The organism is Paenibacillus sp. FSL H3-0321 (assembly GCF_038002865.1).
Taxonomy (GTDB): Bacteria; Bacillota; Bacilli; order Paenibacillales; family Paenibacillaceae; genus Paenibacillus_AQ.
The window spans coordinates 7,192,399-7,206,212 of record NZ_JBBODH010000001.1 but is presented as its reverse complement, the minus strand read 5'-3'; the positions used below and the strand labels follow the sequence as shown (position 1 = coordinate 7,206,212).

The 13,814-nt window shown below is 50.5% G+C and carries 12 protein-coding genes; 2 read left to right on the top strand and 10 right to left on the bottom strand.

The window, feature by feature from the left end:
• Positions 1–7: 7 nt before the first annotated feature.
• The 4 genes from fucU to MHI45_RS31720 are packed head-to-tail and all read right to left on the bottom strand — an operon-like array spanning position 8 to position 4,347.
• Positions 8–436 (bottom strand): L-fucose mutarotase, encoded by a 429-nt coding sequence (gene fucU, locus MHI45_RS31735; protein ID WP_076114391.1) that lies wholly within the window; start codon positions 434–436, stop codon positions 8–10.
• Between the two features lie 13 nt (positions 437–449).
• Positions 450–1,100, bottom strand: a complete 651-nt coding sequence (locus MHI45_RS31730; RefSeq protein WP_038589957.1) for a class II aldolase/adducin family protein — start codon at positions 1,098–1,100, stop codon at positions 450–452.
• A 23-nt stretch (positions 1,101–1,123) separates the two neighbouring features.
• Complete coding sequence (locus tag MHI45_RS31725; RefSeq protein WP_076114390.1) at positions 1,124–2,554, bottom strand: rhamnulokinase; 1,431 nt, start codon at positions 2,552–2,554, stop codon at positions 1,124–1,126.
• Between the two features lie 23 nt (positions 2,555–2,577).
• Positions 2,578–4,347, bottom strand: coding sequence for an L-fucose isomerase (locus MHI45_RS31720; protein WP_076114389.1), 1,770 nt, complete (start codon positions 4,345–4,347; stop codon positions 2,578–2,580).
• A 227-nt stretch (positions 4,348–4,574) separates the two neighbouring features.
• Here MHI45_RS31720 and MHI45_RS31715 point away from each other — a divergent pair, with 227 nt between their 5' ends.
• Positions 4,575–5,345, top strand: a complete 771-nt coding sequence (locus MHI45_RS31715; protein WP_076114388.1) for a DeoR/GlpR family DNA-binding transcription regulator — start codon at positions 4,575–4,577, stop codon at positions 5,343–5,345.
• Positions 5,346–5,707: 362 nt separating this feature from the next.
• On the opposite strand, the gene treR is transcribed toward MHI45_RS31715, so the two are convergent.
• From treR to MHI45_RS31690, 5 genes are all read right to left on the bottom strand, one after another.
• The gene (gene treR / locus MHI45_RS31710; protein WP_076114387.1) at positions 5,708–6,439 is read right to left on the bottom strand and encodes a trehalose operon repressor; all 732 of its coding nucleotides are present in this window, start codon (positions 6,437–6,439) and stop codon (positions 5,708–5,710) included.
• Positions 6,440–6,471: 32 nt separating this feature from the next.
• The gene (treP, locus tag MHI45_RS31705; protein ID WP_076114386.1) at positions 6,472–8,463 is read right to left on the bottom strand and encodes a PTS system trehalose-specific EIIBC component; all 1,992 of its coding nucleotides are present in this window, start codon (positions 8,461–8,463) and stop codon (positions 6,472–6,474) included.
• Positions 8,464–8,502: 39 nt separating this feature from the next.
• Positions 8,503–10,203 (bottom strand): alpha,alpha-phosphotrehalase, encoded by a 1,701-nt coding sequence (treC, locus tag MHI45_RS31700; protein WP_076114385.1) that lies wholly within the window; start codon positions 10,201–10,203, stop codon positions 8,503–8,505.
• A gap of 344 nt (positions 10,204–10,547) precedes the next feature.
• On the bottom strand, positions 10,548–11,369 hold the full coding sequence (locus tag MHI45_RS31695; protein WP_038589941.1) for a methyl-accepting chemotaxis protein: 822 nt from the start codon (positions 11,367–11,369) through the stop codon (positions 10,548–10,550).
• 92 nt (positions 11,370–11,461) lie between these two features.
• Positions 11,462–11,797: a potassium channel family protein gene (locus tag MHI45_RS31690; protein ID WP_076114384.1), complete on the bottom strand. Its 336-nt coding sequence runs from the start codon at positions 11,795–11,797 to the stop codon at positions 11,462–11,464.
• Positions 11,798–11,942: 145 nt separating this feature from the next.
• Between MHI45_RS31690 and MHI45_RS31685 the strand changes: the two genes are divergently transcribed.
• The gene (locus MHI45_RS31685) at positions 11,943–12,752 is read left to right on the top strand and encodes a copper amine oxidase N-terminal domain-containing protein (RefSeq protein ID WP_076114383.1); all 810 of its coding nucleotides are present in this window, start codon (positions 11,943–11,945) and stop codon (positions 12,750–12,752) included.
• A 78-nt stretch (positions 12,753–12,830) separates the two neighbouring features.
• Here MHI45_RS31685 and MHI45_RS31680 read toward each other — a convergent pair whose 3' ends face one another.
• Complete coding sequence (locus MHI45_RS31680; RefSeq protein WP_076114382.1) at positions 12,831–13,796, bottom strand: 2,3-diaminopropionate biosynthesis protein SbnB; 966 nt, start codon at positions 13,794–13,796, stop codon at positions 12,831–12,833.
• Between the last annotated feature and the right edge of the window lie 18 nt (positions 13,797–13,814).

The window sequence follows — 13,814 nt, the reverse complement described above, 5'->3', positions numbered from 1 at the left end:
TCTACTTTCACCCTTCAATAACGCCTTTTTTAAGAATGAGATTGCCATACAGCGCTTCTTCCCCGGTTACTACAATCGCATAAGCGGATTTGGACCGTTCATAGAAGTTGAAGCGTTCCTCGTAACCAATCACCGCTTGAGGATCAACACCCCTAATAATCTCCTTATAAGTATCCCAGATCACAGGAACGGTGGGATCGCCTTGCACCACATCCATCAGAACGGCCTGATGCCCGGCATAATGATCCAGCGGAAACAGCTCCAGAATAGCGGCCAGCAGCCGGGGGATTCCTATGCCATCGCATCTTGTCACCCTTGGATGCAGCGCATGTCCCGGAAAATTTGCATCCGCCAGCACCAGCTCATCCCCATGGCCCATTTCCATCATAATCCGCACGAGCTCAGGAGACAGCAGCTTGGGAATCTTTTTGAGCATCCTATAATCTCCTTTACATTCCGTAAAATGATCTAAGTGCTACCAGTTGCTCGATCCGGTCTGCCGGCAGTTCACGCTCCCCTTGGATCATGCGGGTCAGAAAAGTGAGCTTCGCAGTATACTCCAATCTCTCCATATTCATGTAAGCTGCCATTACATCCTTTCCCCAGGACAAGGCCCCATGGCTTTCCAGCAGCACAGCGGATTTCTTGCCGAGGAAGGGCATAATCGAATCAGGAACCTCCTCAGTGGAAGGCGTACCGTACGGGGCCAGAGGAATCTCGCCCATGGCAATGACCGATTCCGGCATCATCATCTTATCCAGTGCTTCTCCCTTGATGGCAAAGGCGGTGGCAAATGGCGGATGGGCGTGAACCACACCATGGATGCCGGGAAGTTCCCGGTAGATCCGCAGATGCATTTTCACCTCTGTCGAAGGGCGGTAGCCTTCCTGTGCCTCCAGAATTTCGCCCTGAAGATTAACTTTCACCAGAATATCCGGCTCCAGATATCCTTTGCTTACACCTGTAGGGGTGGCCAATACTTCGTGTTCGTTCAACCTTGCTGAAATATTGCCGTCATTGGCGGCAATATAATCTTTATTGAACAGGTTTCTCCCAATGTCGCAAATCTGCAGTCGTAATTTCCGTTCCATTTCATCCATTGTCATTTCTCCTCTTTGTATATTCATTCTTGAACAGGCCGGTACACGGCAAGACCTCCGGAAGCGGCGGCCACTTCCCCCGCCCGGCTGTAATCCAGCAAGCCAAGTGCAGTAAGCTGCACGATAACGTTCCCGATCGCGCTTGCTTCGACCGGACCGGCGATCACTTCTTTCCCGGTCGCATCCGCCGTCAGCTGGCACAGCAGCCGGTTCTGAATACCGCCGCCAACCATATGCACGGTACGGATCGTTGTGCCGGTGAGCTCCTCCAGCTCCGCGATCGCCTTGCGGTACGCCTCGGCGAGGCTCACTAGAATGAGCCGGACGACTGCACCTTTGGAAGCCGGCACCGGCTGTCCGGTGCTGCGGCAATATTCCGCAATACGTCCGGGGATATCTCCCGGGGTGCTGAACAGCGGATCACCCGGATTGATCAGACCTTGCACAGCCTGCTCGCTCTCGGCCAGCTCCACCATTTCCCCGAAGCTAAGGGCCACACCGGCTTCCGCCCAGGCTCTCTGGGTTTCCTGCAGCAGCCAAAGACCCGTAATATTCTTCAGCAGCCGGTTGCCCCTGCCGTAGCAGCTCTCATTGGTGAAGCCATAACGGTAGCAGCGCTCTGTAAGCACGGGCTGCTCCGTTTCCAATCCGACCAGCGACCAGGTACCGCAGCTGATAAATGCTGCATGCTCCTTGTCACGATAGGGAATGGAAGCAACCGCTGAAGCTGTATCATGTGAAGCGCCGGCAATGATCTGCAGGGCACTGCCTCCGAATTCCTTGCGGAGGCCGGGTAGCAAGGAGCCGATAACTGTTCCGGCATCCACCCTCTCGGCAATCAGCGCCGGAGAAATTCCCAGTCTGCTGAACACCTCGGATGAGAGTTCTGCCGTGCCGGCCTTCGTGAGGCCGCTGGTGCTGAGGATCGTCCGCTCGGCGGCGGCTGTTCCTGATAATAAATAATGAAATAAATCCGGCATCATTAAGATTCGGCCAGCATTTGCCTGCAGTTCAGGATTCCGCTGAACATCAGCAAACAGCTGATACACTGTGTTGATGGGGTCCGGCTGGTTGCCGGTCAGGCGGAATTGTTCCTCCGGCGGCAGCAGCTCTTCCAGCTTGAGGCGGTATTCCTGCATCCGCTGATCTCTGTAATGGTGAGGCGGATACAGCAGCATTCCGTCCTGATCCAGCACGCCGTAATCCACTCCCCAGGTGTCCACACTGAGACTAAGCAGCTCCCCGTATTTGCTGCAGGCCAGCCTGATACCCTGCTTAATTTCCTGAAACAGCTCCAGCACATTCCAGTGTAAATCCCCGCCAATTTGCAGCGGAGTATTGGCAAACCGGTGAAGCTCCTCGGTGACAATGCGGCTGCCGTCATAAGTTCCCAGAATCACTCTGCCGGAGCTGGCTCCAAGATCCACGGCCAGCACTCTTTTGAACTCGCTCATCGAAACCACCTGCCTAAGTTCTGTCAATGATACAGCGGACCGAAATTGCGGCATGCCCGGTAATCGGCATCCTCCAGGCTGTCTGTTCCAAACAGCGACCACACACGCGGTCTAAAGATCTGTGATTCGTCGACGTTATGCATGCTGACTGGAATTCGCAGTATAGAAGCAAGTGTTATCAGATCGGCTCCAATATGGCCGTAGCTGATGGCTCCATGATTGGCTCCCCAATTGTTCATCACATCATAGACCGATTTGAACGAGCCGGTTCCGGTAAGGATTGGAGCAAACCAGGTAGTCGGCCAGGTCGGATCGGTGCGTTCATCCAACTGGCGGTGAACCTCTCCGGGGAGCTCGGCGGTATACCCTTCCACCAGCTGCAGAACGGGTCCCAAGCCTTTGACGAGGTTAAGCCGCGCCATCGTGACAGGCATACCGCCTTTGGTCAAGTAGTCGGTAGAGAAACCGCCGCCGCGGAAATATTCCTGCGAGGCAGGGCGGAAGAAGGTCTCCTTAAGTGAAGCAGCCACTTCTTCATCCGTAATGTCCCAGAAGGGCTTGATCGCCGGCTTGCCTTCGAGGGATTGCTGCCCGGTTCCGTCTAGCGCGGCCGAACCGGAGTTGATCAAATGAAGCAGGCCATTCGCAGCAGCGCCTTCCAGCTCGTAGCCGGTCACACGCTTCACGGCTGCCGGACTCCAGTACGTGCGGACATCAGCGAATATTTGCGCCGTATTCGTCAGCAGATAATTAAACAGCATCGTCACGCCGTTCAGACTGTCATTTTCGGTAGCCAGAATATAAGGAGCCCGTTTGCCGTTCCAGTCAAAGGAGGAATTCAGGATCGTCTCCATAAAGTCGCCATTCGGGAAATGGTCGGTCCACTGGCGTTGCCCTTGAAAGCCTGCAGCAATAGCGTTATGTCCCTGCGCTTCTTCTTCAAAGCCAAGCTCCGCAAGCACAGGATTGCCGATCATGAGGTCACGTCCGATCAGGGCCATCTTGACACAGGTCTCCCACTGCTTCTCCTTCTCTTCTTCGCTGACCTGCAGACGGGCAGGGTTGTTGTCAGGCCCTATCTGACAGTTCTCCTTGGTCCATTTCAAGGCCCGCGCGAATTCCTCCGGATCATAGATTTCCTCTTCGAAGCGGCGCACGAACTCGGACATGTCGATATATTCATTACGCATGCCCAGATACTCCTGGAAGAACTGGTCGTTCACGATGGAACCGGCGATTCCCATGGAAACGGAACCCATGGATAAATAGGAATGGCTCTTCATAATGGCAGCGGCCAACGCCGATTTGGCAAACCGGAGCAGCTTGGCCTGAACATCGGCCGGAATCTCCTCGCTTCCGGAGTCCTGCACATCCTCCCCGTAGATCCCGAAGGCCGGAATTCCCTTCTGGGCGTATGCCGACAGAACTGCGGCTAGATAAACGGCACCGGGTCTTTCCGTGCCATTGAACCCCCATACCGCATGGGGAATTGCCGCATCCATATCCATCGTTTCGGAGCCGTAGCACCAGCAAGGAGTTACTGTAATGGATACCCCCACATTTGCTCCGGAGAACTTCGAACGTGCAGCCGAAGCCTCACTGACCCCGCCAATGGTAGAATCCGCAATGACGCATTCCACGGGCGACCCATCAGGATAACGCAAATTCTCCTGCAAAAAATCAGCTACCCGTTGTGCCATTCCCATAGTCTGAAGCTCTAACGATTCGCGCACACCGCGCCTTCTGCCGTCGATCGTTGGACGAATGCCGATTGCCGGATACTTTACTGCCATACTGAACAACCTCCTCAAAGGTAAATGGGTTTATAATATAAATAAATCGCTTTCATCTGCTTCATCATAAAATCTGGGAAATAGAATGTCAACAAAAAACCACACGTTAATGTGACTTTTTGTGGATTTTATTTTGTGAATCGCTAATAAATGTGGAATATCCTTTTATTTCTGAAGTGAATTGTAGTACACTAACCTTATAGATGTTTTAATGCAGGAGGAACTACATGAGAGCTTTTGAACGCCGGGAATATATTATCAACAAGCTGCACCGCTATAAGAAAGTCCATGTTGCTGATCTGGCACAGGATTTTGGAGTCTCCGAAGAAACGATAAGAAGAGATCTCGACAAGCTGGATAAAGAAGGAATTGCCAAGAAGAGCTATGGCGGAGCGGTTCTGAATGTTCACACCAATGAAGACCCCGCCTACTCCCTCCGGCATTCAGTCCATCTTGACGAGAAGCAGATGATCGCCGACAACGTGCTGGGATTGATCAATGATGGCGACAGCCTGATGACAGACACCAGTTCGACCGCTTTTGAAGCCTTAAGGAAAATAACCGATGTTAAACAAAATCTGACGGTGATCACCAATTCACTGGTAGTCCTGTCCGAGTTCCAGCATTCCGGCCACAAGCTGATCTCCACTGGTGGTGTGCTGGGTGCCGAGACGAACTCTTTTGTCGGACCAACTGCCTCCTATACTCTACAGAAGTACAATGTGGACGTCGCCTTGTTCAGCTGCAAAGCTCTATCTATGACAGGCGGGCTGAGTGATTCCAATGAAGCAGAGAGCGAGCTTAAGGTTCTGATGCAGCAGCAGGCGAGCAAGGTGATCCTGCTTGTGGACTATTCGAAATTCGACCGTATTGCCTTCATCAAATTGTTCAGCTTTGACAAGGTGGATTACATTGTGACAGACCGCAAGCCTTCGGAGGAATGGATTGATTTTTTCAAGGAGCATCAGATTTCACTGGTCTATGGCTCCACAGAGTAGCCTGCAATCTCTACCCGGAAAGGGGGTGAACCCGCGAATGGTCTCAATAAATATAACTGCTGCAGCCGGTCCGCAGTGGCTCCCCTTTGTCCTCCTGGCTGTAGGCTTATGCTTGATTGGGCTGTTATGGGCTGTGTTCAAAAAAATGGACTGATGTTTTGTATGCGCTTTCTATTAATAATTTACCTTCCGTATTCTACCCGCTTAAAGCTTCTACTCAACTTTCAGGTCTATCCATCATAATCCAGATTCCCTTCTTTATACAAAAAATCGGGTGCAATCCCTCTTTGACGGAGGAATCACACCCGATTTTTTCCAAGTGGAAACGGATACCGTCCTCAAAAGGACGGTATCCGTCAATGCTACAGATCGCTTTCGCTCTGAGCCCGCCGGGCAAAGTCCACGAACTGAAATTTATCCAGCCGGTGCCGCGATTCGGTATACTGGAACAGCTTGGTGTCCACCAGATGCACATAGTTGCGGACTACGACAATATGCTGATAATCGTGCAAATCAAGCAAAAGCTTGTCCTCCGGCGTGGCTTCTTCCACAGAGATCTCCTTTTTGGCGTAGCTGATCGTGAGATGAAGTTCTCCTTCCAAATACGCATAGATCGAATTCCCTGCGGTTTCAGCAGTGAGAGACGGTACATAGGAGGTTAGAAAATAATCCTTATCCAGGATGATCTTCTCCCCATCAATCTCCCGGGCACGAACTACCTTCCAAAGCGGGCCCGGCTCCTTCATCTGAAGACGCCGTTCCTCCTCGGATGTACTGGGCACACAGCCGTTCTCATATACAATGGTACGTACGGAACGCCCCAGGTTCTTGGACACTTCCTTGAAGCTGACCAATCCGGAAACGGGGAAGTTCATCCGCTGGGTATCGAGTACAAAGGAACCTTTACCCTTAATCTTATGGATATAGCCATTCTGAGAGAGCATAAGCAAAGCCTTACGTACCGTCTCCCTTGAAGTTCCGTAAGCTTCAGCAAGCTCGCTTTCCGAGGGCAGCTTCTTGCCGGCAGGGAGCTGCCCGGACTGAATCCGGGCCGAATAATCATTATAAATATGAAGATATATATTCTTATTCATCCTTAATCACCATGCCCATAGTACCACGATTGTTAACCTTTAAGATAGATCTTTAGAACAGGAACCGCCTGCCCCATAACAGGATTTGAACTAGGGATCAGCTCCTCCACCCGTTCGATGATATCCTGCCCGTCAGGCACGATAACCGGTGAAGTCAGCGGGTATCCTGCTGCGGTAATAACATCCCGGTCGAATTCAAGCAGCAGCTGACCCGCCTTGACTTGATCTCCAGTGGCGGCATGAGCCGTAAATCCGCTGCCTTTCATCGAAACGGTATTGATGCCGATATGAATCAGAATCTGCACTCCCGTAGCATGCTCCAGAATCATCGCGTGCTTGCTCTTGATGACATGGGCGACCGTAGCGTCAAATGGAGCATACACTTTTCCTTCGGACGGATTTACCGCCACTCCTTTACCCATTTGCCGCTCGGCAAAGGCCGGGTCCGGCACTTCTTCCAGCGGTACAATCTGTCCTCTCACCGGCGAGACGATTTCCAGAACATTCGCTGCTGATTCTTTGGTATCAGCCTTCTCTTGAATCATCGGAGGAAGGGGAGCCGGAGTTGTGGCCTGGACGTTATCCGCCTTTGCGTTATTATCCGGTTCTTCTCCTCCACGGCCGCGGATCTTGCCGAACAATACGGTAGCTCCGAAAGGAATGATTAATACAATGGCCATGCCGACAAAGAATATTCCCCATTGATTCGGGAAGATGGACAGGAAGCCGGGAATCCCGCCGACCCCGATGGAGGATGCCAGTACATTATTGAGCGCCAGCAGTATGCCCGCCAGACCCGAACCGATCATCCCGAAGATAAACGGATACTTATAACGGATGTTAACCCCGAAGATCGCCGGTTCTGTAACCCCCAGGAAGGCAGAAATGGAAGAGGTCACGGCCAGACCTTTCGTCTTCTCCTGCTTGGCCACGAACAGCATCCCGAGTGCAGCTGCACCCTGTGCAATGTTGGACAACACCAGCATCGGCCAGAGGAAGGTTCCTCCTCCGGAACCGATCAGCTGAATATCCACAGCAAGGAACGTATGGTGCATGCCGGTAATAACCAACAGTGCGTACAGCCCCCCATAAATGAGTCCTCCCAGCGCCGGGAAGGAGCCAAAGATGTTGACCAGCCCCGTTGTAATAGCGTTGGCAATCATAAATGTAACCGGACCGATAACCGTAAACGCCAGAAATCCTGTAACTAGCAGCGCTACCGGTGCAACGACCAGCAGCTTGATGGAATCATGCACACGCTTGTTAAGCCAGCGCTCCAGCCGGGCAAGCAGATAAGCGGAGACCAGCACCGGGAGCACCTGTCCCTGATAGCCGATCTTGTTAACTTCCCAGCCGAATAAATTCCAGACCGGAACCGTACCTTCCAGCTTGGCATCCGCATATCCGTATGCACTGAGCAGATCAGGATGAACCAGGATAAGACCGAGCACAATCCCCAGCAGCGGACTGCCGCCGAACCGGGTTACTGCCGACCATCCAATAAGTGCGGGCAGGAACGTAAAGGCCGTACTGGCAATCGTATTGATAATCGAAGCGATGTCCTTCCACTGCGGATACACATCCACCAGGGAACGTTCGTCGAAAAAGATGCCGGGACCCGTCAGAATGTTGTTGATCCCAAGCAGCAGACCTGCCATCACAATGGCCGGGAGGATCGGAATAAAGATATCCGCAAGTGTCTTGATTGCCTGCTGCAGCGGATTCTGGTGTTTGCTGGCCGCCGTCTTTACCTCATCTTTCGAAGAACGGGCTCCGCCGGTAATGTCGATCATTTCTTCATATACTTTGTCCACCAGTCCCGGACCGATAATCACTTGAAATTGGCCTTGGGAAGAAAAATGCCCTTTCACCAGATCATTCCGCTCCAGCGCAGAGGTATCAACCTTGCCCTCGTCTTTCAAGGCAAATCTCAGCCTTGTGACACAGTGCGTGGCTGCTTCGATATTGTCTTTTCCGCCGATGGCCTGTACGATCTGCTCCACGTTTTGCCGGTTAATCGCCATGTCCTCACTCCTTAAGTTAGTTAGGTTATATTCGTGCTGTTAACGGATAATCCACATGTAGGATGCATAAGGTGATAGCTCAACCGTCTGGCGCCATGCCGGGGCCTGCGGGGTGTTTCCGATCAGCAGCTCTGCTTCCTTACCCTTGACCGTCTCCCAGAACACTCCGGCAGCAGTAAATACTACATGTTCACCGCTGAAATTGGATACGACGACCAGTATTTCGGTTTCGTTAATCCGGGCATACGCGTAAATCTGAGGATGCGCCTCATCAAGCCGGACATAACGTCCGTTGGTAAGCACTTCTTCCTGCTTGCGCAGACGGATCAGCTTACGGTAATGAGCCAGGATGGAAGTCGGATCTCCAAGCTGTGCTTTGGCGTTGATCTCCTTGTAACTCTCATCCACCTTCAGCCATGGGGTCCCGCTGGTAAATCCGGCATTCGCTGTCTCATCCCACTGCATCGGTGTCCGCGAATTATCGCGGGAGCGTTCCCGGATGATGGCGAGTGCTTCATCCGCTGACAGGCCTCTTTCCTGCAGGATCTTGAACATATTGGTGGATTCGATATCATTGAACTCACTAATGTCCAGCCATTTCGGATTTGCCATTCCGATCTCTTCACCCTGGTACACATACGGTGTACCCTGCAGCCCGTGGAGTGTCGTCGCCAGCATCTTGGCACTCTCCACCCGGTAGATTCCGTCGTCCGCAAAACGGGACAAGGCCCGCGGCTGATCGTGGTTGTTCCAGAAGAGCGCGTTCCAGCCCCCTCCCCGCTGCATACCGGACTGCCATTTCGTGAACAACTGCTTCAATTCCTCGAAATCATAAGGCTTCAGTTCCCACTTCTGCCCGTTCCGGTAGTCCACTTTCAGATGGTGGAAGTTAAAGGTCATGGAGAATTCCTTCTCCTCCGGATTGGAATAGCGGATGCAGTGCTCCAGTGTAGTTGAAGACATCTCTCCTACAGTTACAAGATTGTAGGGACCAAAGACCTTGGCATACAGCTCCTTGATGTATTCATGCACCCGAGGTCCGTCCGTATAGTAACGCCGTCCGTCGCCGGGTGAAATACTTCCGTCATCCTCCGGAAATCCCTGATCCTTAGAGATCAGGTTGATAACATCCATACGGAATCCGCTGACTCCCTTCTCCGCCCAAAAAATCATCAGGCCGGCCACTTCCTGCCGCACTTGCTCGTTCTCCCAGTTCAGATCGGCCTGTGTCTTATCAAACAGTGTCAAAAAATACTGGCCCGTTGTCTCTTCCCACTGCCATGCAGGTCCGCCAAACTTGGACTGCCAGTTGTTCGGAGGGCCGCCGTCCGGTGCTGCATCTTTCCAGATATAATAATTGCGGTAAGCATTGTCCTTCGATTTGCGGGCTTCCTGAAACCAGGGATGCTCAGTAGAGGAATGGTTGACCACAATATCCGTCATCAGATGTATGCCGCGCTTCTTAAGCTCATGCATCAGCTCATCGAAGTCCTCCATCGTTCCGAAAGTCGGGTCAATCTGCCGGTAATCCGCGACATCGTAACCGTTATCATTTTGCGGGGATACATAAACCGGCTGCAGCCAAACGATATCAATGCCCAGGTCCTGCAAATAATCCAGCTTCCGGGTCAAACCTTTTATATCACCCGTTCCGCTCCCGGTCGTATCCTTGAAGCTTTTCGGATAGACCTGATACACCGTTGATTTCCGCCACCATTGTTGTTCAGGTGTATTTGCCATTTATTTGTCCCTCCTAGTTGTATGTAGCATTTTCCACCCATTATAGGTTTAGCTCACTTCTCTTAAACCTGTATATACAAGATGGATTGTACACCTGTATATACAGGTTGTCAAACCTGAAAATGCCTCTATTTCACCATGATGCAACACAGCGTGCATGCCACCATGAAATACAGCTATGTCACTTACTTAAACTAGATAGGCCATTTATTAACAAGTAATTGTCAATAATACCTCCTGCCTGAACAGGAGAGACCTCATCTGGACTTCTTCATAGCAAAAAGCCCCGCAAATAAGTGTCCTCATTTGCGGGGCTAATATAGTTGCAGCCAATTTTGCCGAGCTTATTGAAGAATGGATGAAATAAACTTTTCCATCTCACTGCTAGTCTCATTCAGGCGCTCAATAAGCTCGCTGAACTGGGTGACCAATTCGGCCTGTGCAGAGGAAGAATCCGCAATGGCTTCAATTTCCTGTTCCATCTGCAGAATGGAATGCTGCACGGTGCTGAGTGAATCTTCGATCGTCTTTGTCGCTTCCTTTGTGTTGACGGAAAGCTTGCGCACTTCGGTAGCCACTACACCGAAACCTGCACCCTGCTCCCCTACGCGGGCCGCTTCAATCGCTGCATTCAGCCCAAGCAGATTCGTCTGTTCCGAGATTTCACGGATAAAGCCGGCCACCTTGTTCACCTGCTTTGACTCCTCAACCGTCTTGCGCGAATTCTCCAGAATTTGGGCCGTCGTAGCTGACAGCTCTTCGGACTGTGCGGCAACGTTCTGGACCATATCCATCAATTGGCCACTGATCTGGTTGATACTATCAGTCAGCTGTTCCATTTTGTCTTCGTTCTCAAGCGTATAAGCAATCGCAAATGCCCCGATAATCTCCCCTTCATCTCCGTAAATCGGCACTGCCGAGGAGATTACAGTCGCACCGTATAGCTCGGCAGACAGACGATTCGTCGTAGCACGTCCTGCAAGGGCGTTTCCGAGCGACGGGTCATCCTCTGGAACAGGACTTCCCTTGGTCAGGCCAAAATCGAGTACCTTGCTGGGTGCGTAGTAATGAAAGATCTCCTTATCCGTAATCCCAATCATAATATCCTGTGCATGAATTTGCTTAATCATTGGTGCAGCCAATACAAGTGCGGTCAAATTATCCATGATGCATCTCCTAAATGTGAATGTTTTTAATTATTATCGTCACATACAGTTCATAAATTAAGAAGAAATTATTCTGTTCTGTTTCCTGCGGATCAATCACTTTCCTTGTCCGTTTGTTTGATCAAGAAGTAAGCGATGTAGCCGATCATCCCCAGGAATAACCCGGTGCCAACGATGATGTAGATAATAGTAAAAGTTTTCCCTAAAGTGGTTTGCGGAACAAAGGTAGGATGTCCGATTGTACTAAGTGTGGCTACGCAAAAATAGATCGCGTCAATCACAGAGAGTCCTTCCTCTTTGACATAAAAAATGGTTCCGGAGGTCAGCGTGATGACCACCAATGCGAGCAATGCCTGAAAATTCTTAAGCTTGAGCGCCCGCCATAAGCCGGTCACCAGACGCTTAAGCGTAAGCAAAAATGATAACATGGGCAGCACCTTTCAACTATTTCAGATTGTGAATTTTATAATTCAGTATAATCGGCTAGCTGAAGAAAGTATAGTTCTGCTGCAACCCAGTAAGCAGAACTACGTCTAATAAGTGTAAAATAAAACAATATGGAGGTGATGGATAGTGAAGCGTTTCTTTGCGGTATTATTATGTGCTTTGCTCTTAGTTTCATTTAATGAGGTTGGACATGCGTCAGCAGCTCCTCCACCTGTAAAATCTAAGGTCTATCTAAAAGCTGGAAAGTTTTTTGTTTTATACACTAACCCTGCCCCACCGTTCGTTGATGAAAATAATCGGTTATTGGTACCTTTGCGGACTTTTGAAGATTTATTTGGTGGGGAAATTTCTTACTCTGACTCGACAAAAGTAGCTCGACTTCGCTGGCTAGATCATGAGTTTGTATTTTTGATAGATTCAAAAAATGCTCAGATGGATGGACAAACTGTTGTGATGGATACAAAACCTGTACTAAAAAACGGAGCTATGTTTCTGCCAATACGAATTTTTTTAGATCAAGCAGAATTAGAGAGCCACTGGGATAACAAAGCAAACATTCTGGTTTTGGACGATGATCGAATACTTGTGGGGGATACATTTAAAGATTTTGACGGGAACGATCTGTACAGCAACAATGCAGATGGAGCATTTAGAATCAATGACTTTGCAATAACTTATAGAAGCAATAACACATTTCAGCTCACCATAAATGCAACAAACATAACCGGTGAAAGTATTCCTAAGGGTAAGGCTGACATTCATCCACTTGTTTCTTTTGGGGCTGAGTATGGAGGTTTTGCTAGCGACTCTTATAGTCGTCCAGTTTATCCAGCAATTCGAGAAATTAATGTAAATGGTAATATATCTATATCACAAAACTTTCCTCAAAAAGAAGTTAACTATATTATTACGGTGGCAAGATTATTTACAGAATAGAACACAAACAGCGCGTGCCAGTATCCATTGGCTCGCGCTGTTTGTGTTAGATCTACCTCATCATACATTCAAAACACCTTACTCAAGCTCGCTCCCAATCCCTTTCTCCCTGGCCTTCTTTACATAATATACCGCTGTTGCAATATCGAAGACAGCCATCCCCATCGGGCAGAAAAAGACCGGCTCATCTTCGGCGAATTCAGTCAGGCCGCTTCGGCAGACGACGTCGCTAATCTTAAGGGTGCCGGTACGGGTCAGCCCCTGTTCCAGATGGAGCCGCTCGATGTCTGTATTCTCGCGGCACACTTCATCCCAATCGTCGACAATGACAGCTTTCACCGAAGCTAACGCCTCCGGCTTATAATCACGCAGAGAAACATTCAGCAGAAGACAACCTTTTGCAGGGGGAAGATCGATATACCGGTGATCGGATACGGTACATGTGATGAAGATATTGGACTTCAGATAGACGTCCGCCCAGGTCTCTGCCACTTCAATCCTGTCCCTGTAACAGGACTGAATTCCTGACAGATCAGCTCCCCTTAGATCGAAGATGCGGATACGTTCAATTCGATCACCGTACAGAGCCATTGCCATTTGAAAATGATGCTGCCCAATCGGCCCCCAGCCGATAATGCCGAGCTGAATCTTTTCCAGCGGCCGCGCCTGCATAAAGTGACGGATCATCAGCCCGCTGATGGAAGCTGTCCTGACGATGCTGGGCAGCGGCGAGTTCAGAACGGCTGAAGGCTGGCCCGTATGGGGATCATTCAATATGATGACGCTATGCGCGCGGGGAAGACCGGCCCCGATATTATCCGGGAAGCTGGAAATCCACTTGATCCCTGCTGCATTCACGTCTCCCCCTACATACGCGGGCATTGCAATAATCCGGTTTTGAGGATGGTTATACCTTAGATAAGGCTTAACTGGCTGTGCGTAATCACCGGAATCAAGAATGCGCACCGCAGATTCTGCAGACTCCACAAGGTCAGGCCACTCAAGGCCTATCGCCTGGATATCCTGGTCATTTAAGTACAGCATGCCACTCCCTCCTTTGGC